At 59.4% G+C, this 19,394-nt stretch carries 23 protein-coding genes; 13 read left to right on the forward strand and 10 right to left on the reverse strand.

From position 1 onward, the window contains the following. Positions 1-11: 11 nt before the first annotated feature. Complete coding sequence (locus ACF0H7_RS30190; RefSeq protein ID WP_397450445.1) at positions 12-1,016, forward strand: aspartate carbamoyltransferase catalytic subunit; 1,005 nt, start codon at positions 12-14, stop codon at positions 1,014-1,016. Continuing rightward, the gene (locus ACF0H7_RS30195) at positions 1,013-2,284 is read left to right on the forward strand and encodes a dihydroorotase (RefSeq protein ID WP_397450446.1); all 1,272 of its coding nucleotides are present in this window, start codon (positions 1,013-1,015) and stop codon (positions 2,282-2,284) included. The genes ACF0H7_RS30190 and ACF0H7_RS30195 overlap by 4 nt, the downstream gene beginning before the upstream one ends. A gap of 94 nt (positions 2,285-2,378) precedes the next feature. On the opposite strand, the gene ACF0H7_RS30200 is transcribed toward ACF0H7_RS30195, so the two are convergent. Further along, on the reverse strand, positions 2,379-2,798 hold the full coding sequence (locus tag ACF0H7_RS30200; RefSeq protein ID WP_397450447.1) for an NINE protein: 420 nt from the start codon (positions 2,796-2,798) through the stop codon (positions 2,379-2,381). 251 nt (positions 2,799-3,049) lie between these two features. Between ACF0H7_RS30200 and ACF0H7_RS30205 the strand changes: the two genes are divergently transcribed. Beyond that, positions 3,050-3,796, forward strand: a complete 747-nt coding sequence (locus ACF0H7_RS30205; RefSeq protein ID WP_397450448.1) for a C40 family peptidase — start codon at positions 3,050-3,052, stop codon at positions 3,794-3,796. Between the two features lie 89 nt (positions 3,797-3,885). Here ACF0H7_RS30205 and ACF0H7_RS30210 read toward each other — a convergent pair whose 3' ends face one another. Next, positions 3,886-4,920, reverse strand: a complete 1,035-nt coding sequence (locus tag ACF0H7_RS30210) for a type IV pilus twitching motility protein PilT (RefSeq protein WP_397450449.1) — start codon at positions 4,918-4,920, stop codon at positions 3,886-3,888. 55 nt (positions 4,921-4,975) lie between these two features. Between ACF0H7_RS30210 and ACF0H7_RS30215 the strand changes: the two genes are divergently transcribed. The 9 genes from ACF0H7_RS30215 (at position 4,976) to ACF0H7_RS30255 (ending at position 11,614) form a co-directional block, all read left to right on the forward strand. After that, the gene (locus ACF0H7_RS30215) at positions 4,976-5,662 is read left to right on the forward strand and encodes a YggS family pyridoxal phosphate-dependent enzyme (protein ID WP_397450450.1); all 687 of its coding nucleotides are present in this window, start codon (positions 4,976-4,978) and stop codon (positions 5,660-5,662) included. 25 nt (positions 5,663-5,687) lie between these two features. Then, entirely contained in the window at positions 5,688-6,506 is an 819-nt protein-coding gene (gene proC, locus ACF0H7_RS30220; RefSeq protein WP_397450451.1) for a pyrroline-5-carboxylate reductase, read from the forward strand. Positions 6,507-6,516: 10 nt separating this feature from the next. Next, a complete protein-coding gene (locus ACF0H7_RS30225; RefSeq protein ID WP_397450452.1) occupies positions 6,517-7,107 on the forward strand; it encodes a YggT family protein in 591 nt (196 codons plus the stop codon). 144 nt (positions 7,108-7,251) lie between these two features. Further along, positions 7,252-8,391 (forward strand): homoserine O-acetyltransferase, encoded by a 1,140-nt coding sequence (locus ACF0H7_RS30230; protein ID WP_397450453.1) that lies wholly within the window; start codon positions 7,252-7,254, stop codon positions 8,389-8,391. A gap of 7 nt (positions 8,392-8,398) precedes the next feature. Then, entirely contained in the window at positions 8,399-9,019 is a 621-nt protein-coding gene (metW, locus tag ACF0H7_RS30235) for a methionine biosynthesis protein MetW (RefSeq protein WP_397450454.1), read from the forward strand. 23 nt (positions 9,020-9,042) lie between these two features. After that, positions 9,043-9,477: a DUF4426 domain-containing protein gene (locus tag ACF0H7_RS30240; RefSeq protein WP_397450455.1), complete on the forward strand. Its 435-nt coding sequence runs from the start codon at positions 9,043-9,045 to the stop codon at positions 9,475-9,477. Next, positions 9,474-10,070: an RdgB/HAM1 family non-canonical purine NTP pyrophosphatase gene (rdgB, locus tag ACF0H7_RS30245; RefSeq protein WP_397450456.1), complete on the forward strand. Its 597-nt coding sequence runs from the start codon at positions 9,474-9,476 to the stop codon at positions 10,068-10,070. The genes ACF0H7_RS30240 and rdgB overlap by 4 nt, the downstream gene beginning before the upstream one ends. Beyond that, a complete protein-coding gene (hemW, locus tag ACF0H7_RS30250; protein ID WP_397450457.1) occupies positions 10,067-11,281 on the forward strand; it encodes a radical SAM family heme chaperone HemW in 1,215 nt (404 codons plus the stop codon). Before rdgB ends, hemW begins: the two co-directional genes overlap by 4 nt. 9 nt (positions 11,282-11,290) lie before the next feature. After that, entirely contained in the window at positions 11,291-11,614 is a 324-nt protein-coding gene (locus ACF0H7_RS30255; protein ID WP_397450458.1) for a DUF3392 domain-containing protein, read from the forward strand. Between the two features lie 121 nt (positions 11,615-11,735). On the opposite strand, the gene trmB is transcribed toward ACF0H7_RS30255, so the two are convergent. From trmB to ACF0H7_RS30275, 4 genes are all read right to left on the reverse strand, one after another. Further along, a complete protein-coding gene (trmB, locus tag ACF0H7_RS30260) occupies positions 11,736-12,461 on the reverse strand; it encodes a tRNA (guanosine(46)-N7)-methyltransferase TrmB (RefSeq protein ID WP_397450459.1) in 726 nt (241 codons plus the stop codon). A gap of 9 nt (positions 12,462-12,470) precedes the next feature. After that, positions 12,471-13,265: a thiazole synthase gene (locus ACF0H7_RS30265; protein ID WP_397450460.1), complete on the reverse strand. Its 795-nt coding sequence runs from the start codon at positions 13,263-13,265 to the stop codon at positions 12,471-12,473. Positions 13,266-13,342: 77 nt separating this feature from the next. Next, positions 13,343-13,543, reverse strand: coding sequence for a sulfur carrier protein ThiS (gene thiS, locus ACF0H7_RS30270; protein WP_397454071.1), 201 nt, complete (start codon positions 13,541-13,543; stop codon positions 13,343-13,345). 114 nt (positions 13,544-13,657) lie between these two features. Beyond that, positions 13,658-14,041, reverse strand: coding sequence for a DUF423 domain-containing protein (locus ACF0H7_RS30275; RefSeq protein ID WP_397450461.1), 384 nt, complete (start codon positions 14,039-14,041; stop codon positions 13,658-13,660). Positions 14,042-14,120: 79 nt separating this feature from the next. Between ACF0H7_RS30275 and mtgA the strand changes: the two genes are divergently transcribed. Then, positions 14,121-14,831 carry a monofunctional biosynthetic peptidoglycan transglycosylase gene (mtgA, locus tag ACF0H7_RS30280; protein ID WP_397450462.1) on the forward strand — a complete coding sequence of 237 codons (711 nt, stop codon included), beginning with the start codon at positions 14,121-14,123 and terminating at the stop codon, positions 14,829-14,831. Between the two features lie 167 nt (positions 14,832-14,998). Here mtgA and rpoH read toward each other — a convergent pair whose 3' ends face one another. The 4 genes from rpoH to ftsY form a co-directional block, all read right to left on the reverse strand. Further along, positions 14,999-15,853 carry an RNA polymerase sigma factor RpoH gene (gene rpoH, locus ACF0H7_RS30285; RefSeq protein WP_397450463.1) on the reverse strand — a complete coding sequence of 285 codons (855 nt, stop codon included), beginning with the start codon at positions 15,851-15,853 and terminating at the stop codon, positions 14,999-15,001. A 111-nt stretch (positions 15,854-15,964) separates the two neighbouring features. Continuing rightward, positions 15,965-16,996 (reverse strand): permease-like cell division protein FtsX, encoded by a 1,032-nt coding sequence (gene ftsX / locus ACF0H7_RS30290; RefSeq protein WP_397450464.1) that lies wholly within the window; start codon positions 16,994-16,996, stop codon positions 15,965-15,967. Next, on the reverse strand, positions 16,993-17,664 hold the full coding sequence (gene ftsE, locus ACF0H7_RS30295; RefSeq protein WP_397450465.1) for a cell division ATP-binding protein FtsE: 672 nt from the start codon (positions 17,662-17,664) through the stop codon (positions 16,993-16,995). The genes ftsX and ftsE overlap by 4 nt, the downstream gene beginning before the upstream one ends. Continuing rightward, positions 17,661-19,175, reverse strand: coding sequence for a signal recognition particle-docking protein FtsY (gene ftsY / locus ACF0H7_RS30300; protein WP_397450466.1), 1,515 nt, complete (start codon positions 19,173-19,175; stop codon positions 17,661-17,663). The genes ftsE and ftsY overlap by 4 nt, the downstream gene beginning before the upstream one ends. Between the last annotated feature and the right edge of the window lie 219 nt (positions 19,176-19,394).

The raw sequence follows: 19,394 nt of genomic DNA on the forward strand, positions 1-19,394 counted from the left end.
GAGTCCTTGCGATGACGCCTTTTGACGCCAAGCGCCCGCTGCAGCTCAATCACCAGGGCCAGCTGCGCCACTTCCTCTCGCTCGACGGCTTGCCCCGCGAGCTGCTGACTGAAATTCTCGACACCGCCGACTCTTTCCTCGAAGTCGGCGCCCGGGCCGTGAAGAAAGTCCCGTTGCTGCGCGGCAAGACCGTGTGCAACGTGTTCTTCGAAAACTCGACCCGCACCCGCACCACCTTCGAACTGGCGGCCCAACGTCTGTCTGCCGACGTGATCACGCTGAACGTCTCGACCTCGTCCACCAGCAAGGGCGAGACGCTGTTCGACACCCTGCGCAACCTTGAAGCGATGGCGGCCGACATGTTCGTCGTGCGCCACGGCGACTCGGGTGCCGCGCATTTCATCGCCGAACACGTGTGCCCAGACGTCGCGATCATCAACGGCGGCGACGGCCGTCATTCGCACCCGACCCAGGGCATGCTCGACATGCTGACCATCCGTCGCCACAAAGGCGGGTTCGAAAACCTGTCGGTGGCCATCGTCGGCGACATCCTGCACTCGCGAGTCGCCCGCTCGAACATGATCGCGCTCAAGGCTCTCGGCTGCCCGGACATCCGCGTCATCGCGCCGAAAACCCTGCTGCCGGTGGGCATCGAGCAATACGGGGTCAAGGTCTACACCGATCTGGCCGCCGGCCTTAAAGACGTGGACGTAGTGATCATGCTGCGCCTGCAACGCGAACGCATGCAGGGCGGCCTGCTGCCGAGCGAGGGCGAGTTCTACCGCCTGTTCGGCCTGACCACCGCACGCCTGGCCGGCGCCAAGCCGGATGCGATCGTCATGCACCCGGGCCCGATCAATCGCGGGGTGGAGATCGAGTCGGCAGTCGCTGACGGCGCTCACTCGGTGATCCTTAATCAGGTCACCTACGGCATCGCGATCCGCATGGCCGTATTGTCCATGGCCATGAGTGGCCAAACCGCACAACGTCAATTCGAGCAGGAGAACGCCCAGTGAAGCTCAGCATCCTCGGCGCTCGCGTCATCGACCCTTCAAGCGGTCTGGATAAAGTCACCGATCTGCACCTCGAAAGCGGCAAGATCCTCGCCATTGGCGCGGCACCGGCCGAATTCGTACCGACCCAGACCATCGACGCTCATGGCTTGATCGCCGCACCGGGCCTGGTCGACCTCAGCGTCTCTCTGCGTGAGCCGGGTTATAGCCGCAAAGGCACAATCGCCAGTGAAACCCAGGCCGCCGCGGCCGGTGGCGTGACCAGCCTGTGCTGCCCACCCAAGACCAAACCGGTGTTGGACACCTCAGCCGTCGCCGAACTGATCCTCGACCGCGCCCGTGAAGCTGGCAACTGCAAAGTGTTCCCGATTGGTGCCTTCAGCAAGGCGCTGGAAGGCGAGCAACTGGCTGAGTTGGTAGCTTTGCGCGATGCCGGCTGCGTGGCCTTCGGCAACGGACTGGACAGCTTCCGCAACACCCGCACCCTGTGCCGCGCACTGGAATACGCCGCGACCTTTGACCTGACGGTGATTTTCCACTCGCAGGATCACGATCTGGCGCAAGGCGGTTTGGCCCATGAAGGCGCTACGGCAAGCTTCCTCGGCTTGCCGGGCATTCCCGAAACCGCCGAGACCGTGGCCTTGGCGCGCGACCTGCTGCTGGTGGAACAGACTGGCGTGCGCGCGCACTTCAGCCAGCTGACCAGTGCTCGCGGTGTCGAATTGATCGCTCAGGCACAGGCGCGCGGTCTGCCGGTGACGGCCGATGTCGCGATGTATCAGTTGATCCTGACGGACGAAGCGCTGATCGACTTCTCCAGCCTGTACCACGTGCAACCGCCGCTGCGCACCCGCACTGACCGCGATGGCTTGCGTGAAGCGGTGAAGTCCGGGGTTATCTCGGCGATCTCCAGCCATCACCAGCCGCACGAACGCGATGCCAAACTGGCCCCGTTCGGCGCGACCGAGCCGGGCATCAGCAGCGTCGAGTTGCTGTTGCCACTGGCGATGACACTGGTAGAAGACGGCCTGCTCGACCTGCCAACCCTGCTGACACGTCTCAGCAGCGGCCCTGCGGCAGCATTGCGCCTGCCTGCGGGTCAGTTGAGGGCCGGGGCAGCGGCAGACCTGGTGTTGTTCGATCCAGCGGCTTCGACGGTGGTGGGCGAGAACTGGTTATCCAAGGGCGACAATTGCCCGTTCATTGGCCACTGCCTGCCGAGCGCCGTGCGTTACACGCTGGTGGATGGCCGGATCAGCTATAGCAGCTGATGAGCTACCTGTAGGAGCGGGCTTGCCCGCGATAGCGTTTACCTGACACACCGCTATCGCGGGCAAGCCCGCTCCTACAGCGAACTTTTTTGCCTTAACCCTCCTGCGCATTCTTGATCGAAATCTGATCGTTCAGCGTCCAGAAGTCATACAGCACGCCCACCAGAAACAACCCGCCCGTCAGCAGGTAAATGATCCCGGTGAGCCATTTGCCCTGATACATCCGGTGCACGCCAAACACGCCGAGAAACGTCAGCAAAATCCAGGCAATGCTGTAGTCCGTCGAGCCAGCGCGGAACCTCAGGTCCGCCTCACGGTCCATGGATGGGATCAGGAAAAGGTCAATCAGCCAGCCAATACCCAGCAGGCCGAGGGTGCAGAACCAGATCGTTCCTGTGACAGGCTTGCCGTAATAGAAGCGGTGCGCCCCGAGAAACCCGAAGATCCATAACAGGTAACCAAGGAGTTTGCTGTGGGTGTCTTGAGGTTGTGTGTCCTGCCGATAGGTGTTCATTCACTGCCTCTTTCACGCTGATAGAAAAAAATATCTGTATTTAGTGTGACTTTGATCTGGCGCTCCGACGTATGGCTCGTCGCTGAGATTCACGCTGCAACCCTTTGTTTTACATGGCCCTGCGGAATTTGGCACGACATATTCCTGCAACAAATCAGTGCGCGCGGGTGTAAAGGTTTCGACAAACGGGATAGGAGTCATCGAAAAAGCTGTTATAAAGTTGCGCGCTGACCCAATAAGAGCCCTGCCTAATGCGTCCATTTTTCAAGACATGGCTAACCATTTGCCTATTTATGCCATTGGCCGCCCACGCCACCAATCGTGAGCAACATTTACCGCCGAGCTTCAACGGCCACACTGCAAAATCTCATTCCACCCCGACTACCGTCGCCACGAATGAGACAGAATCCAGCGAAAAGGTTTCAAGCAAAAAAGCATTACACGCAAAAAAGACTCACGAGAAGAAGACTCACGAGAAAGCCTCGAAACACTCCAAGGCCTCCCACGAGACTGCTGGACACACCGTTCACCACAAAAACTCGAGTGTCGCCGCTATCGCCCCGCCGCAGATGGGCGCCAAGCAGAGCAGTGTGGTGTTGAGCCGTGCCGTGAACGTGCTCGGTACTCCTTATCGTTGGGGCGGTAGCAGCCCAACCAAAGGCTTCGATTGCAGCGGTCTGGTGAAATACGCCTTCCGTGACATTAACGAAGCTGATCTGCCGCGCACCTCCAATGCCATGGCCGAAGGCCACGGGCAAAAGGTTGAGCGCAAAGATTTGAAGCCCGGCGATTTGATATTTTTCAACATCAAAAGCCAACGGGTGAATCACGTTGCCATCTACCTGGGCAACGACCGCTTTATCCACGCACCGCGTCGTGGCAAAGCAGTGACCATCGATTCACTGAGCAAGCCGTACTGGGACGACCATTACGTACTGGCCAAGCGTGTTCTGCCAAAACAGAAAGCCCAGCCTGGCCTGCGTGTAACGCAAAGCTGATCGTATAGCCTGCAGCCCTGCAGGCAATGCGCCGAACCCTTCGGCGCATCACGGTCAATCCCTTGACCGCATTCAAACCCACCCCCAGCTCAAAAGTTATCCGGCGTCTTCGCTTTCTCGCGTGCGCTTTCCCGCGTCACCAGCCCTTTACTCACCAAATCCTTCAGGCACATGTCCAGGGTCTGCATGCCCAATGAGCCACCGGTCTGGATCGACGAATACATCTGTGCCACTTTGTCTTCGCGGATGAGGTTTCGGATTGCCGCCGTACCGATCATGATTTCATGTGCCGCCACGCGCCCGCCGCCGATTTTTTTCAGCAGGGTCTGGGAAATGACCGCCTGCAACGACTCCGACAGCATCGAACGCACCATCGACTTCTCTTGCGCCGGGAACACGTCCACCACCCGGTCGATGGTTTTGGCGGCCGACGTGGTGTGCAACGTACCAAACACCAGGTGACCGGTCTCGGCCGCCGTCAATGCCAGGCGGATGGTTTCCAGGTCACGCATCTCGCCCACCAGGATGATGTCCGGGTCTTCACGCAAGGCCGAACGCAAGGCCTCGGCGAAGCCCAGGGTATCGCGATGCACTTCACGCTGGTTGACCAGGCACTTCTTCGACTCGTGGACAAATTCGATCGGGTCCTCGATGGTCAGGATGTGGTGATGTTTGTTGTTGTTCAGGTAGTCGATCATCGCCGCCAGCGTGGTGGACTTGCCTGAACCGGTCGGCCCGGTCACTAGCACCAGTCCGCGCGGGACGTCTGTGATTTTCCGAAACACCTCCCCCATACCGAGATCGTCCATGGTCAGGACTTTCGATGGAATGGTCCGGAACACCGCGCCAGCGCCGCGATTCTGGTTGAAGGCGTTGACCCGGAAACGCGCAATGCCCGGCACTTCGAAGGAAAAGTCCGTTTCCAGGAACTCTTCGAAGTCCTTGCGCTGCTTGTCGTTCATGATGTCGTAGATCAGCTCCTGGACCTGTTTATGGTCCAGCGGCGGCAGGTTGATACGCCGCACATCGCCGTCGACGCGAATCATCGGTGGCAGGCCGGCAGAAAGATGCAGGTCAGACGCGCCTTGCTTGGCACTGAAAGCCAGCAGCTCGGTAATATCCATAGGGCTCCCCAATCACATAGAATGCCGCAGACTTTAGCCCTGCTGGCGCAAATCAATGTCCACGATAGCAGACAACGTTTCCCAAGTTGATGAGCGAATTCGCGCAGCCGCCCTCGTGGCGCAACGCGATCAAGCGACCATTCAGCTGTTGGCCGTAAGCAAGACCAAACCTGCCGCCGCCTTGCGCGAGGCGTTTGCCGCCGGCCTGCATGATTTTGGCGAGAACTATCTACAGGAAGCCTTGAGCAAACAGCTCGAATTGGCTGACCTGCCCTTGTGTTGGCACTTCATCGGCCCCATTCAATCGAACAAGACGCGAGCTATCGCCGAGAACTTCGCTTGGGTGCATTCCGTGGACCGTTTGAAAATCGCACAACGCCTGTCCGAACAACGCCCTGCCGAACTGCCGCCACTCAATATCTGCATTCAAGTCAATGTCAGTGGCGAGGACAGTAAATCAGGCTGTACCCCAGCCGACCTGCCGGCATTGGCCGCCGCGATCAGCGCCTTGCCGCGTTTGAAACTGCGCGGCTTGATGGCAATCCCCGAACCTACCGAAGACAGCGCTGCACAAAACGCTGCTTTCGCGACCGTACGCAGCCTGCAAGAAAGCCTCAACCTGCCTCTCGATACGCTTTCCATGGGCATGAGCCACGACCTGGAGGCCGCCATCGCACAAGGCGCGACCTGGGTTCGGATCGGAACAGCCCTTTTTGGTGCCCGTGACTACGGCCAGCCATAAATCACTCGTTAACAGGAGCTCAGTCATGAGCAAGACTCGTATTGCCTTTATCGGTGCCGGAAACATGGCCGCCAGCCTGATTGGCGGGTTACGCGCTCAAGGTGTGGAGGCCGCACAGATCCGTGCCAGCGATCCGGGCGCCGAACAACGTGCCAGGATCGCTGCCGAACATGGCATCGAACTGTTCGCCGATAACGCCGACGCCATTGAGGGCGCCGATGTCATCCTGGTCGCGGTCAAACCGCAGAAAATGAAAGAAGTCTGCGAAGCACTGCGCCCGAGCCTCAAGCCGCAGCAACTGGTGGTGTCGATCGCCGCCGGCATCACCTGCGCCAGCATGCTCCAGTGGCTGGGTGAGCGCCCGATCGTGCGTTGCATGCCCAATACTCCGGCGCTGCTCCGTCAGGGCGTGAGTGGCCTGTTTGCCACGGCCAAAGTGTCCGCCGAACAACGCTCGCAAGCCGAACAGCTGCTGTCCGCAGTGGGTATTGCACTGTGGCTGGACGAAGAAAAACAACTGGATGCCGTCACCGCGCTCTCTGGCAGTGGCCCGGCGTATTTCTTCCTGCTGATCGAAGCCATGACCGCTGCCGGCGAAAAACTCGGGCTGCCCAAGGACATCGCTATCCAGATGACCTTGCAAACCGCCCTGGGCGCCGCACTGATGGCCAAAGACAGCGATGTCGACGCCGCGGAACTGCGTCGCCGCGTCACCTCGCCTGCGGGCACTACAGAAGCTGCAATCAAATCATTCCAGGCTGGCGGTTTCGAAGCTCTGGTGGAAAAAGCGCTCGGCGCTGCCGCACATCGCTCGGCCGAAATGGCCGAACAACTGGGCAAATAAGGAACCACCTATGAATGCACTGACTGGCGCCACGATTTTCGTTGTGCAAACCCTGATCAGCCTTTACCTCGCCATCGTCCTGCTGCGCTTCGTGCTGCAACTGGTCAAGGCCAACTTCTACAACCCGCTGAGCCAATTCGCAGTGCGCGCCACGCAGCCGCTGCTCAAGCCGATCCGCCGCATAGTCCCGAGCGTCATGGGCCTGGACACTTCGTCGCTGCTGCTGGCCATCATCATTCAAGCGCTGCTGATGGCGTTTGTGCTGATGCTGACCTATGGCACCATCGGCGACCTGCCGCACCTGATCATCTGGGCCTTGATCGGCGTCACCTCGCTGCTGCTGAAAATCTTCTGGGTGGCGATGATCGTGATGGTGATCGTGTCGTGGGTTGCCCCGGGCAGCCACAACCCGGCGGCAGAGTTGGCCAACCAGATTGCCGAGCCGGTCCTGGCGCCGTTCCGCCGCTTGATTCCGAACCTTGGTGGTCTGGATATCTCGCCGATCTTCGCGTTTATCGCGATCCAGGTACTGCAGTCGTATGTCATGCCGCCGCTGGCTGCGTACGTCGGTATGCCGCAGGAATTGTGGCGATTGATCTAACAGCCATCCATCGGCTGATCGTTCCCACGCAGAGCGTGGGAACAATCAAGAGGGGATCGCGTCCTTTGGCCAATACCCGGTGTTGCTTGCCGCTGGGGGCAGCGGTCTTTAGACTTACGCCTCATTTATGCGAGAGCAGGGTCGATGCCCACTGTCTTCCCCCCCGATTCTGTCGGTCTGGTCACACCGCAACTGGCACATTTCAGCGAACCCCTGGCCTTGGCCTGCGGTCGTTCCCTGCCTGCCTACGACCTGATTTACGAAACCTACGGCCAGCTCAACGCCTCGGCCAGCAACGCCGTGCTTATCTGCCACGCGCTCTCCGGCCACCACCACGCCGCCGGCTTCCACAGCGAAGACGAGCGCAAACCAGGTTGGTGGGACAGTTGCATCGGCCCAGGCAAGCCCATCGACACCAACAAGTTCTTTGTCGTCAGCCTGAACAACCTCGGTGGCTGCAACGGTTCGACCGGCCCAAGCAGCATCAACCCGGAAACCGGCAAGCCGTTCGGCGCCGATTTCCCGGTGCTGACCGTGGAAGACTGGGTCAACAGCCAGGCCCGCTTGGCCGACGTGCTGGGCATTCAGCAATGGGCCGCGCTGGTCGGCGGCAGCCTGGGCGGGATGCAGGCGCTGCAATGGACCATCAGCTACCCAGACCGGGTACGGCACTGCCTGGCAATCGCCTCGGCACCCAAGTTGTCGGCGCAAAACATTGCGTTCAACGAAGTGGCGCGGCAGGCGATTCTGTCTGACCCGGAATTCCACGGCGGTTATTTCCAGGAGCACGGCGTCATTCCCAAGCGCGGCCTGATGCTGGCACGCATGGTCGGGCACATTACCTACCTGTCCGATGACTCCATGGGCGAGAAATTCGGCCGTGGCCTGAAGAGCGAAAAGCTCAACTACGACTTCCACAGCGTCGAGTTCCAGGTCGAAAGCTACCTGCGGTATCAGGGCGAGGAGTTCTCCGGGCGTTTCGACGCCAACACTTACCTGCTGATGACCAAGGCGCTGGATTACTTCGACCCGGCCGCCAACTATGGTGACAACCTGGCGTTGACCTTCGCCGGCGCCAAGGCCGACTTCTGCGTGATGTCGTTTACTACCGACTGGCGTTTCTCGCCGGCCCGCTCGCGGGAACTGGTGGATGCGCTGATGGCGGCGAAAAAGAACGTCTGCTACCTGGAGATCGACGCGCCGCAAGGCCACGACGCCTTCCTGATTCCGATCCCGCGCTACTTGCAGGCTTTCTCCAGCTACATGAACCGAATTGCACTCTGAGGAACCCATGAGAGCCGACCTGGAAATCATCCAAGACTGGATACCTGCCGGCAGCCGCGTGCTCGACCTCGGTTGTGGTGATGGCGAGCTGTTGGCCTGGCTGCGCGACAACAAGCAAGTGACCGGCTACGGCCTAGAAAACGACGCCGATAACATCGCGCTCTGTGTGGCCAAGGGCGTCAACGTCATCGAGCAGGACCTGGACAAGGGCCTGGGCAACTTCGCCAGCAACAGCTTCGACGTCGTGGTCATGACCCAGGCGCTGCAAGCCGTGCATTATCCAGACAAGATTCTCGACGAAATGCTGCGGGTCGGGCGTCAGTGCATCATCACCTTCCCCAACTTCGGCCACTGGCGCTGCCGCTGGTACCTGACCACCAAGGGCCGGATGCCGGTTTCCGACTTCCTGCCGTACACCTGGTACAACACGCCGAACATCCACTTTTGCACCTTCGGCGATTTCGAAGAGTTGTGTCGCGGTCGCAGTGCGCGGGTTATCGACCGGTTAGCCGTCGATCAACAACATCGGCATGGCTGGGCAAGCAAGCTATGGCCTAACCTGTTAGGAGAGATCGGGATCTATCGCGTCAGCAGCCTTGGCTTGCAGGATGTCCAGATCGCGGTTTGAACCACCTAAAAAGGAGAACAAACATGCGCCGCCTAGCTCTGTTCCTATGTGCTTTATGCCTCGCTGTACCTGCCTTCGCAGCCGATTACGCCAAACCTGACCGCAAGGAAGTGTTTGGCGACACCACCGTGCATTACAGCGCCTTTACCTCAAGCTACTTGCAGCCCGAGGTTGCGTCGGCCGCCGGCCTGATCCGCAGCAAGAACCAGGGCGTGCTGAACATTGCCGTACTCAAGGCTGACAAGCCCATCAATGCCAATGTCAGCGGCACCGTCAGAGACTTGACCGGCCGCATCACGCCGCTGAGTTTCAAGCAGATCAGCGAGCAAGGCTCCGTGTATTACATCGCGCAATACAAGATCGATCAGCAGGAAACCTTTACCTTCTCCATCAAGGTTGATGCTGCCGGCGACTCCAACAGCTTCAGCTTCGATCAGGAACTCTTCCCAGGCGAATGATGAATTTCACGCAACTCGTATTAGCCAGCCATAACGCCGGCAAACTCAAAGAACTCCAGGCCATGCTTGGGGATTCCGTGCATCTGCGGTCAATAGGGGAATTCAGCAAGATCGAGCCGGAAGAAACCGGTCTGTCGTTTGTCGAGAACGCGATTCTCAAGGCCCGCAACGCGGCACGGATTTCCGGCCTGCCAGCGCTGGCCGATGATTCGGGCCTGGCGGTGGACTTCCTCGGCGGTGCGCCGGGCATTTACTCGGCGCGCTATGCCGATGGCAAAGGTGACGCGGCCAACAACGCCAAGCTGCTGGACGTGCTGAAGGATGTACCGGCTGAAGAGCGTGGCGCGCAGTTCGTCTGTGTGCTGGCGTTGGTGCGGCATGCTGATGACCCCCTGCCGATCCTCTGCGAAGGTTTGTGGCATGGGCGGATCTTGACCTCGGCCAGTGGTGAACACGGTTTTGGCTACGACCCGTTGTTTTGGGTCCCCGAGCGCGATTGCTCCAGCGCCGAACTCAGTCCTGTCGAAAAGAACCTGCTTAGCCACCGCGCCCGCGCCATGGTTCTGTTGCGTCAGCGCCTGGGCCTGCAATGACCCCGGACACGCCCGTGCAGCCGCTGTATCTGGGCGAGGCTGGCTTTTCTTCGCAAGAGAAACGCATCGCCCTGCCCCATTTGCCACCGTTGGCGCTGTACATCCATATCCCGTGGTGCGTGCGCAAATGCCCGTACTGCGACTTCAACTCGCACACCGCCAGCCCGGTATTGCCGGAGCAGGAGTACGTTGATGCCTTGCTCGCAGACCTCGATCAGGACCTGCAGCACGTCCACGGCCGCGAGCTGAGCTCGATTTTCTTCGGTGGTGGTACGCCGAGCCTGTTCAGCGCCGACGCGCTGGGGCGCCTGCTCAAGGGCGTGGAACAACGCATCCGCTTCGCCGCCGACATCGAAATTACCCTGGAAGCCAACCCCGGCACCTTCGAGCAGGTGAAATTCAGCGCCTATCGTGGTTTGGGCATCAATCGGTTGTCGATTGGCATTCAGAGCTTTCAGGAAGCCAAACTCAAGGCCTTGGGCCGCATTCATAACGGCGACGAAGCGATTCGTGCGGCGGATATGGCGCGTCAGGCCGGTTTCGATAACTTCAACCTGGACTTGATGCATGGCTTGCCGGATCAGTCTCAGGACGATGCGCTGGGCGATCTGCGCCAAGCCATCGCCTTGGCACCGACTCATCTGTCCTGGTATCAACTGACGCTGGAACCGAACACAGTGTTCTGGAACCAGCCGCCGAAGCTGCCGGAAGACGACATCCTCTGGGACATTCAGGAAGCCGGGCAAACGTTGCTGGCCGAGAACGGCTACGCGCAGTACGAAGTGTCGGCCTACGCACAGGCGGGGCGCCCGGCGCGGCACAATCTGAATTATTGGAGCTTCGGCGACTTTATTGGCATTGGTGCGGGCGCCCACGGCAAACTCAGCTACCCGGACGGGCGTATCGTACGCACCTGGAAGACCCGTCTGCCCAAGGACTACCTGAATCCGGACAAGGCCTTCAAAGCCGGCGAGAAGCTGCTGAGCAACGAAGAAATGCCGTTCGAGTTCTTGATGAATGCCCTGCGCCTGACTAATGGCGTCGAGGCTGAGCTATTTCCCCAACGCACCGGTCTAAGCCTCGACACGCTGGCGCAGGCCCGCAAACAGGCCGAACAACGCGGTCTGTTGGACGCCGATCCGGCACGACTGGTTGCCAGTCCGCAGGGTCAGTTGTTCCTCAATGACTTACTGCACTACTTTCTGACCTAAGGACTCTGCATGGATCTCGTACTCGACCTGCTTGCCACCGTCTCGCGCTGGAGCCGCAGCAACCTCTCGGAAATCGCCCTGGCGCTGGTCGGATGCCTGCTGGTGGTATTCGGCGCGGATATCAAAGGCTGGCTGGAAGCACGCATCAGCAGCCTGACCGGCGCGCTGCGGGTGCCGGTGATGGCGTTGCTGTGTACCATCGGCAGCGGCGCAGCCCTGATATACGCGACACCGTGGGTAGTTCGCGGGCTGAGCCAGTTCAACAACTACAGCCTGGCACCGGTGTTGTTGGTGGTGCTGGTGTTGATTGGGGTAGTGGCGGACAAACGCTAAACGCAGAAGCGACGCAAAACTCTGTAGGAGCCAACTTGTTGGCGAGCGGCTTAACGCGGTGTATCAGGTACACCGCCTCGCGAACAAGTTCGCTCCTACAGGGAATCTTTCAGTCCAGAAGTTAAGCCAACTTCTCGAACTTCAAATCCCACACCCCATGCCCCAGCCGCTCGCCGCGGCGTTCGAACTTGGTGATCGGGCGTTCGGCAGGGCGCGGGACGCACTTGCCGTCTTCGGCCTGGTTGCGATAACCCGGCGCGACGTTCATCACTTCCAGCATGTACTCGGCGTACGGTTCCCAATCGGTGGCCATATGCAGCACACCGCCCACCTTCAGCTTGCTACGCACCAGCTCGGCAAACTCAGGCTGGACGATGCGACGCTTATGGTGGCGACTTTTGTGCCAAGGGTCCGGGAAGAACAGCATCAAGCGGTCGAGGCTGTTGTCAGCGATGCAGCGGTTGAGCACTTCGATCGCGTCGCAATCATAGACGCGCACGTTGGTCAGGCCTTGAGTCAGCACGCCGTTCAGCAGCGCACCGACGCCCGGGTAATGCACCTCGACGCCAATGAAATCGTGCTCTGGTGCAGCCGCCGCCATCTCCAGCAGCGAGTGGCCCATGCCGAAACCGATTTCCAGGGTGCGCGGCGCAGAGCGGCCGAACACCTGATCGTAATCCACCGGCGCATCAACCAGCGGCAGGACGAACAACGGCCGACCCTGGTCCAGGCCGCGCTGCTGGCCTTCGGTCATACGTCCGGCACGCATCACGAAACTCTTGATGCGGCGGTGTTGGCGCTCTTCGCCCTCTTCCGGGATCGGTGCTGCTTCTAGCGATTCAGTCATTACAGGCTCTTACTTGATCAGGCCATCCAGCGGCGAGGAAGCGCTGGCATAGAGTTTCTTCGGCATACGGCCGGCGAGGTACGCCAGTCGACCCGCGACAATCGCGTGCTTCATGGCTTCAGCCATCAACACCGGGTTTTGCGCGTGGGCGATGGCCGAGTTCATCAGCACCGCTTCACAGCCCAGCTCCATCGCGATGGTCGCGTCGGAAGCCGTACCCACGCCAGCATCCACCAGAACCGGCACTTTGGCCTCTTCGAGGATGATTTGCAGGTTGTACGGGTTGCAGATGCCCAGACCGGTGCCGATCAGGCCAGCCAACGGCATGACCGCGATACAGCCGATTTCAGCCAGGTGACGCGCGATGATCGGGTCATCACTGGTGTACACCATCACGTCGAAGCCATCCTTGACCAGAATTTCGGCGGCCTTGATGGTTTCGATAACGTTCGGGAACAGGGTCTTCTGGTCAGCCAGGACTTCCAGCTTCACCAGGTTGTGGCCATCCAGCAGTTCACGCGCCAGACGGCAGGTGCGTACGGCTTCAACAGCGTCATAGCAACCGGCGGTGTTCGGCAGAATGGTGTAGCGATCCGGCGGCAGGATATCCAGCAGGTTCGGCTCGCCCGGGTTTTGCCCGAGGTTGGTCCGGCGTACCGCGACGGTAACGATCTCGGCACCCGAGGCTTCGATGGCCAGGCGGGTGGATTCCATATCCGGGTACTTGCCCGTGCCGACCAGCAGACGGGACTGGAAAGTGCGACCGGCCAGGGTGAACGGCTTGTCGGTGCGAACATTGCTCATCGGAAATCCTCTTTACGGTTGAGGTTCTTGCAAATTGGATCGGTGCCGGCGCTTCAAGGCCAGGGCTGCTCGACGGACTAGCCGCCGCCGATAGCGTGCACCACTTCGACCTGATCGCCTTCACGCAGCGCCGTGGAGACGTGCTGACTGCGCGGAACAATATCCATATTGAGTTCGACCGCGACTCGGCGCCCGGCAAGCTCAAGGCGGGTCAGCAACGCCGCGACGGTTTCGCCGTCGGGCAGTTCAAAGGATTCACCGTTCAACTGAATGCGCATGCGGAAAGCAGCCATCATTTTAAGGGGCCAGCATTCTAGCTCGATCAGTACTTATGACCAAGGCAAAGCCGAGCCATTCGTCTCAAGCTCGACTTTCAGGTCAGATAATGCGCGTCAGGCAGTAGCCGCACCCAGTCGCCAGGCTGCCAGCCCAAGGATCAGCCAACCGATCAGGAACGCCAGACCGCCGAACGGGGTAATGATCCCGAGCTTACTGACACCGGTCAGCGTCAGCAGGTACAGACTGCCGGAGAACAGCACAATCCCAATGGCAAACGAGACGCCTGCCCAAGTGATCAAGCGACCGGGGATCTGTATCGCGATTAACGCGACAGCCAGCAACGCCAGGGCATGAATCAATTGGTAGAGCACACCGGTATGGAATACCGCGAGATACTCGGTGCTCAAACGGTCTTTCAGGCCATGGGCGGCGAAGGCGCCCAAGGCCACACCGGTAAAGCCGAAAAAGGCAGCTAGCAGTAAAAAGCCTCGAAACATCTCTAACTCCAGTCAACGATCATCAATGACGCGTGGTCTGTATAATGGCCCGCTCGAATGCTCCGGCCAAGCCATCTCTATGCTGCGTTTCTTCTTCAAGCGTCTTGTTAAAGTCCTGTGCTGGTTCGCAGCGACCAGTGTCGTGCTGGTGTTGATCTTCCGCTGGGTGCCGCCTCCGGGTACCGCGCTGATGGTCGAGCGCAAGATCGAATCCTGGACCGACGGCCAGCCTATTGATCTGCAACGCACCTGGCAGCCGTGGGACAAGATCTCCAGCGACCTGAAAGTGGCGGTGATCGCCGGTGAAGACCAGAAATTCGCCGAACACTGGGGGTTTGACGTCGAAGCGATTCAGGCGGCACTGGCGCATAACGAACTCGGCGGCTCGGTGCGCGGTGCCAGTACGCTGAGCCAACAGGTGTCGAAAAACCTGTTCCTGTGGTCCGGGCGCAGTTATTTGCGCAAAGGCCTGGAAGCATGGTTTACCGCGCTGATCGAGGTGTTTTGGTCCAAGCAGCGGATTCTTGAGGTCTACCTCAACAGCGTCGAGTGGGACGATGGCGTGTTTGGCGCCGAGGCGGCAGCGCGACACCACTTCGGCATCAGTGCCGCCGCGTTGTCGACACAACAAGCCAGTTACCTTGCCGCCGTATTGCCTAACCCGCGCGAATGGAGCGCCAGCCATCCGAGCAGCTATGTCGCCCGTCGTGCCGGCTGGATTCGCCAGCAGATGCGCCAATTGGGTGGGGATGATTATTTGGTGGGTTTGAATCACAGCCGCAAGTTTTGATGCATACGCCCTTCCTGTAGGAGCTGCCGAAGGCTGCGATAAGGTCGGAACGACCTTCGCGTTATAAGGCCAATCGCAGCCTCCGGCAGCTCCTACAGGGATTGTGTAACGCCAAACAAAAACGCCCCGATCAGATCGGGGCGTTTTTGTTTGTGCGGTTGCCGGGTTTAAGCAGCGATCGACACCTTGAGCTTGTTCATCGCGCTCTTTTCCAGCTGTCGAATACGCTCGGCAGAGACGTTGTACTTCTGCGCCAAGTCGTGCAGCGTGGCTTTCTCTTCTGCCAACCAGCGCTGATAGAGAATGTCACGACTGCGATCATCAAGCACTTCCAGCGCCTGGTGCAGATTGGCGGTGGAGCTGTCAGTCCAGTCGGCATCTTCCAGCTGACGCGCCGGATCGTAACGGTGGTCTTCCAGGTAGTTGGCTGGCGACTGGAACGCGCTATCGTCGTCGGCTTCAGCAGCCGGGTCGAACGCCATGTCCTGGCCAGTCAGACGGCTCTCCATCTCGCGCACTTCACGCGGTTCAACCCCGAGGCTTTCCGCCACGCGATGAACTTCTTCATTGTTCAGCCACGCCAGACGTTTCTTCTGGCTGCGCAGGTTGAAGAACAGCTTGCGCTGCGCCTTGGTGGTAGCGACTTTGACGATTCGCCAGTTACGCAGAATGAATTCGTGAATTTCTGCTTTGATCCAATGCACGGCGAACGACACCAAACGCACACCCATTTCCGGGTTGAAGCGTTTCACGGCCTTCATCAGACCGACGTTGCCTTCTTGAATCAGGTCAGCCTGTGCCAGGCCATAACCGGAATAGCTGCGTGCGATATGCACGACAAAACGCAGGTGGGCGAGCACCATCTGCCGAGCCGCCCCTAAATCCTGCTCATAGTAGAGACTCTCGGCCAGTTCACGCTCCTGCTCCGGCGTCAGCAATGGAATGCTGTTCACCGTATGCACATAAGCCTCCAGGTTCGCGCCTGGGACTAATGCATAAGCAGGTTGCAAAGAAGTGGTCATACGAAAAAACCTCCGGCTTACATACTCGTGCAGTTCAGCACTGCGAAATTGACCGGGAACCGCGAAACAAGTTCCCTAAACGGCTGAATGTGTCAATACAAAAATGAAGAATTAACGGGGTGCCAGCTCCCTCAAATGGCGGGCTACCGCAATCCAAGCACCGATATACCCTAACAGGACTGCTCCAAGCAAGAGAGACAGACCATCGGCTAAGGGCACACCGGCCAGGGAAAAATTACTTCCATACAAACCTGCCAGCCCGACAACCGCACCGTTGAGCCAGTTCAAGCCATACTCCAGCACGCCCCAGGACAATAACCCGGCCCCCAAGCCATATAACGCGCCCATATACAGAAAAGGCCTACGCACATAGCTGTCCGTGCCGCCTACCAGCTTGATCACCTCGATCTCGGTGCGCCGGTTCTCGATGTGCAGACGAATTGTGTTACCAATTACTAAAAGCAGCGCCAGGACCAGCAAAACGGTCAAACCGAAGACGAAGCGGTCACCCAGCTTGAGAATCGCCGCCAGCCGTTCGACCCACACCAGATCCAGTTGAGCCTGCTGCACCTTGGGCAATTGCGCCAACTTTGTGCGCAAAGCCTCCAGTGCCGGCTTGTCCACTTCCAGCGGCGTCACCAACACCACGCCCGGCAACGGGTTCTGCGGCAGTTCCTTCAGCGCTTCGCCCAGCCCCGACTGTTGCTGAAACTCCGCCAGCGCCTGATCGCTGTTGATGTACTCGGCATCGGCGACGCCGGGCATTTTCTTGATCTGCTCACGCAACTCATCGCCGTCACTGGCGTTGGCATCGAGGTTCAAATACAGCGAAATCTGCGCCGCACGCTGCCACGAACCACCCAGGCGCTCGACGTTGCTCAGCAGCAACGACAGGCCCATCGGCAGGCTCAAGGCAATCGCCATCACCAGACAGGTAAAAAAACTGCCAATGGGCTGTTTGCCAAGGCGACGCAGGCTGTCCGCCAGACTGGAGCGATGGGATTCGATCCAGGCGTGCAACAAGGTACTGAAATCCGGACCGTCGTCCTCGTCCCGGTGTTTATTTTTTTTCTTCTGCGGCTCAGGGTCGGCAGCCTTGGGCGCGACACGATCCGAGACTTTAGGGGTGCGAGTGGCACTCATGCGCTGGCCTCCCCGTCGCCGATCAATCGGCCGCGTTGCAGGGTCAGCATGCGATGGCGCATCCGCGCGATCAATGTCAGGTCGTGGCTGGCGATCAGCACGCTGGTGCCCAGGCGATTGATGTCTTCGAAGACGCCCATGATTTCCGCTGCAAGCCGTGGATCGAGGTTACCGGTTGGTTCATCGGCCAGCAGCAACGCCGGACGGTGAACAATGGCGCGGGCAATACCGACGCGCTGCTGCTGGCCTGTGGATAAGTCACCAGGGTAAAGATCGGTCTTGTCTGACAGCGCAACACGTTCCAGCGCGGAGTCGACACGCTTGGTGATTTCCGCCTTGGACAGCCCAAGGATCTGCAACGGCAGGGCAATGTTGTTGAATACGGTGCGGTCGAACAGCAACTGGTGGTTCTGGAAAACCACACCAATCTGCCGCCGCAGGAAGGGAATCTGCGCGGTGCTGATCTGCCCCAAATCCTGACCCGCCAGCAGCAATTTGCCAGTGGTTGGGCGTTCCATGGCCAATAGCAGCCGCAGCAAGGTACTTTTGCCGGCACCCGAGTGGCCGGTTACAAACAAGAACTCGCCACGACGCACTCGAAAGCTCAGCTCATGCAAGCCGACGTGTCCGTTCGGATAGCGTTTACCGACCTGTTCGAAACGAATCATGTACGCTCCCGCTCGGCGAATAGGGCTTGAACAAAGGGTTCTGCTTCAAAAGTACGAAGATCGTCGATGCTTTCACCCACACCGATATAACGAATCGGCAGGCCAAACTGTTTGGCCAGGGCGAAGATCACACCGCCTTTGGCAGTGCCGTCGAGCTTAGTCAACGCCAGGCCGGTCAGCGTCACCGTCTGGTTGAATTGTTTGGCCTGATTGATGGCGTTCTGCCCAGTACCAGCGTCCAGCACCAGCAACACCTCGTGCGGCGCGTCGGCATCGAGCTTGCTGATCACCCGACGCACTTTCTTCAGTTCTTCCATCAAGTTGTCTTTGGTGTGCAGACGACCGGCGGTATCGGCGATCAACACATCGATGCCGCGTGCCTTGGCCGCTTGCACGGCGTCGAAGATCACCGAGGCCGAATCTGCACCCGTGTGCTGGGCGATCACCGGGATGTGATTGCGCTCGCCCCAGACCTGCAACTGCTCAACGGCTGCGGCACGGAAGGTGTCACCCGCTGCCAGCATGACTTTTTTGCCTTCAAGCTGCAGTTTCTTCGCCAATTTGCCGATGGTGGTGGTCTTACCGGCGCCATTGACGCCCACCACCAGAATCACGAACGGCTTGTGCTCGGCCTTGATCACCAGCGGTTGCTCAACGGGTTTGAGCAAGGCAGTCAGTTCGGCCTGCAGCGATTTGTACAGCGCGTCGCTGTCGGTCAATTGCTTGCGCGCGACCTTCTGCGTCAGGCTTTGGATGATCACGCCGGTCGCTTCAACGCCTACGTCGGCAGTCAGCAAGCGGGTTTCGATTTCTTCCAGCAAGTCGTCATCAATTGCCTTTTTGCCGAGGAACAGGCTGGCCATGCCCTCGCCCAGACTGGCGCTGGTTTTCGACAAGCCTTGTTTGAGACGGGTGAAGAAGCCGACTTTGCTGGCTTCAGTGGACACAGGTGCGGCAGGGGCAGGCTCCGCCTCGATCACAGGCTGAACGGGCGTCGGTGCAGGCGCCGCAACCACGGGCTGCACAACAACAGGCTCCACAACAGATACCGGAACGGGTTCGGCAACGATGACTGGCTCAGGAGCGATGACCGGATCTGGAGCAGCAACCGGCTCAGCAACAATCACGGCCTCTGCCACGACAACCGGTGGCAACTCGACAGGCGGCTGCGGCGTGAAAGAGTGAGTCTGCGGCGGAATCGGCGGCGTGACGTGTGGTTCCAGTTCGTCGATCAGTGCCACTGACTCCTCGGCCACCGGCAATACCAGCCAGGGCTGAGGCGCCAGCGTGACGAGAGCGGGTTCTGGCTGAGGCACTGGCACCGACTGCGGCGCGAGTTGCGGCTCAACAGCGGCCGTCGCAGGTTCGACGACCGGCTCTGGCGCTGCTGTGGATAAGTCTTGAGGCTGTTCGGCGACGGTTTCCTGCGGCTTCTTGCGCAGCCATCCGAACAAACCTTTCTTTTCTGCAGCCGGAGCTGGGGTCTTTTTGTCGTCGTTGGAACCAAACATGGAGGACGGCTATCTCAAGGTCGCGACGCGCCAATGCGGCGCCTCTGAAAAATTCAGTCATGCAAAACAGACTGCTTTAAACCCGGCTTGTTCAGCTGCAAAGGCCTCTCTCTATAAGAAGCAAAAGCATCTAGCCGTGGCCTACGGTCGAACAGGTCCGTATCCTAGCACCTCCTCGCCTGCCGACGCTAAGTTCAGGCGGCCAGTCTTACAGGTTCA

The organism is Pseudomonas sp. NA-150, assembly GCF_044336365.1.
Taxonomy (GTDB): domain Bacteria; phylum Pseudomonadota; class Gammaproteobacteria; order Pseudomonadales; family Pseudomonadaceae; genus Aquipseudomonas.

Excerpts from the sequence above, each read along its gene's own strand:
- ACF0H7_RS30190 (WP_397450445.1), top strand. The coding sequence starts at position 12 with ATGACGCCTTTTGACGCCAAGCGCCCGCTGCAGCTCAATCACCAGGGC.
- trmB (WP_397450459.1), bottom strand. The coding sequence starts at position 12,461 with ATGACTGAATCGCTAGAAGCAGCACCGATCCCGGAAGAGGGCGAAGAG.
- mtgA (WP_397450462.1), top strand. The coding sequence starts at position 14,121 with ATGCTGCGTTTCTTCTTCAAGCGTCTTGTTAAAGTCCTGTGCTGGTTC.
- ACF0H7_RS30230 (WP_397450453.1), top strand. The coding sequence starts at position 7,252 with ATGCCCACTGTCTTCCCCCCCGATTCTGTCGGTCTGGTCACACCGCAA.
- ftsX (WP_397450464.1), bottom strand. The coding sequence starts at position 16,996 with ATGAGTGCCACTCGCACCCCTAAAGTCTCGGATCGTGTCGCGCCCAAG.
- ACF0H7_RS30210 (WP_397450449.1), bottom strand. The coding sequence starts at position 4,920 with ATGGATATTACCGAGCTGCTGGCTTTCAGTGCCAAGCAAGGCGCGTCT.
- ACF0H7_RS30255 (WP_397450458.1), top strand. The coding sequence starts at position 11,291 with ATGGATCTCGTACTCGACCTGCTTGCCACCGTCTCGCGCTGGAGCCGC.
- rdgB (WP_397450456.1), top strand. The coding sequence starts at position 9,474 with ATGATGAATTTCACGCAACTCGTATTAGCCAGCCATAACGCCGGCAAA.
- rpoH (WP_397450463.1), bottom strand. The coding sequence starts at position 15,853 with ATGACCACTTCTTTGCAACCTGCTTATGCATTAGTCCCAGGCGCGAAC.
- hemW (WP_397450457.1), top strand. The coding sequence starts at position 10,067 with ATGACCCCGGACACGCCCGTGCAGCCGCTGTATCTGGGCGAGGCTGGC.
- ftsE (WP_397450465.1), bottom strand. The coding sequence starts at position 17,664 with ATGATTCGTTTCGAACAGGTCGGTAAACGCTATCCGAACGGACACGTC.
- metW (WP_397450454.1), top strand. The coding sequence starts at position 8,399 with ATGAGAGCCGACCTGGAAATCATCCAAGACTGGATACCTGCCGGCAGC.
- ftsY (WP_397450466.1), bottom strand. The coding sequence starts at position 19,175 with ATGTTTGGTTCCAACGACGACAAAAAGACCCCAGCTCCGGCTGCAGAA.
- ACF0H7_RS30215 (WP_397450450.1), top strand. The coding sequence starts at position 4,976 with ATGTCCACGATAGCAGACAACGTTTCCCAAGTTGATGAGCGAATTCGC.
- ACF0H7_RS30200 (WP_397450447.1), bottom strand. The coding sequence starts at position 2,798 with ATGAACACCTATCGGCAGGACACACAACCTCAAGACACCCACAGCAAA.
- ACF0H7_RS30240 (WP_397450455.1), top strand. The coding sequence starts at position 9,043 with ATGCGCCGCCTAGCTCTGTTCCTATGTGCTTTATGCCTCGCTGTACCT.
- ACF0H7_RS30205 (WP_397450448.1), top strand. The coding sequence starts at position 3,050 with ATGCGTCCATTTTTCAAGACATGGCTAACCATTTGCCTATTTATGCCA.
- proC (WP_397450451.1), top strand. The coding sequence starts at position 5,688 with ATGAGCAAGACTCGTATTGCCTTTATCGGTGCCGGAAACATGGCCGCC.
- ACF0H7_RS30265 (WP_397450460.1), bottom strand. The coding sequence starts at position 13,265 with ATGAGCAATGTTCGCACCGACAAGCCGTTCACCCTGGCCGGTCGCACT.
- ACF0H7_RS30275 (WP_397450461.1), bottom strand. The coding sequence starts at position 14,041 with ATGTTTCGAGGCTTTTTACTGCTAGCTGCCTTTTTCGGCTTTACCGGT.
- thiS (WP_397454071.1), bottom strand. The coding sequence starts at position 13,543 with ATGCGCATTCAGTTGAACGGTGAATCCTTTGAACTGCCCGACGGCGAA.
- ACF0H7_RS30225 (WP_397450452.1), top strand. The coding sequence starts at position 6,517 with ATGAATGCACTGACTGGCGCCACGATTTTCGTTGTGCAAACCCTGATC.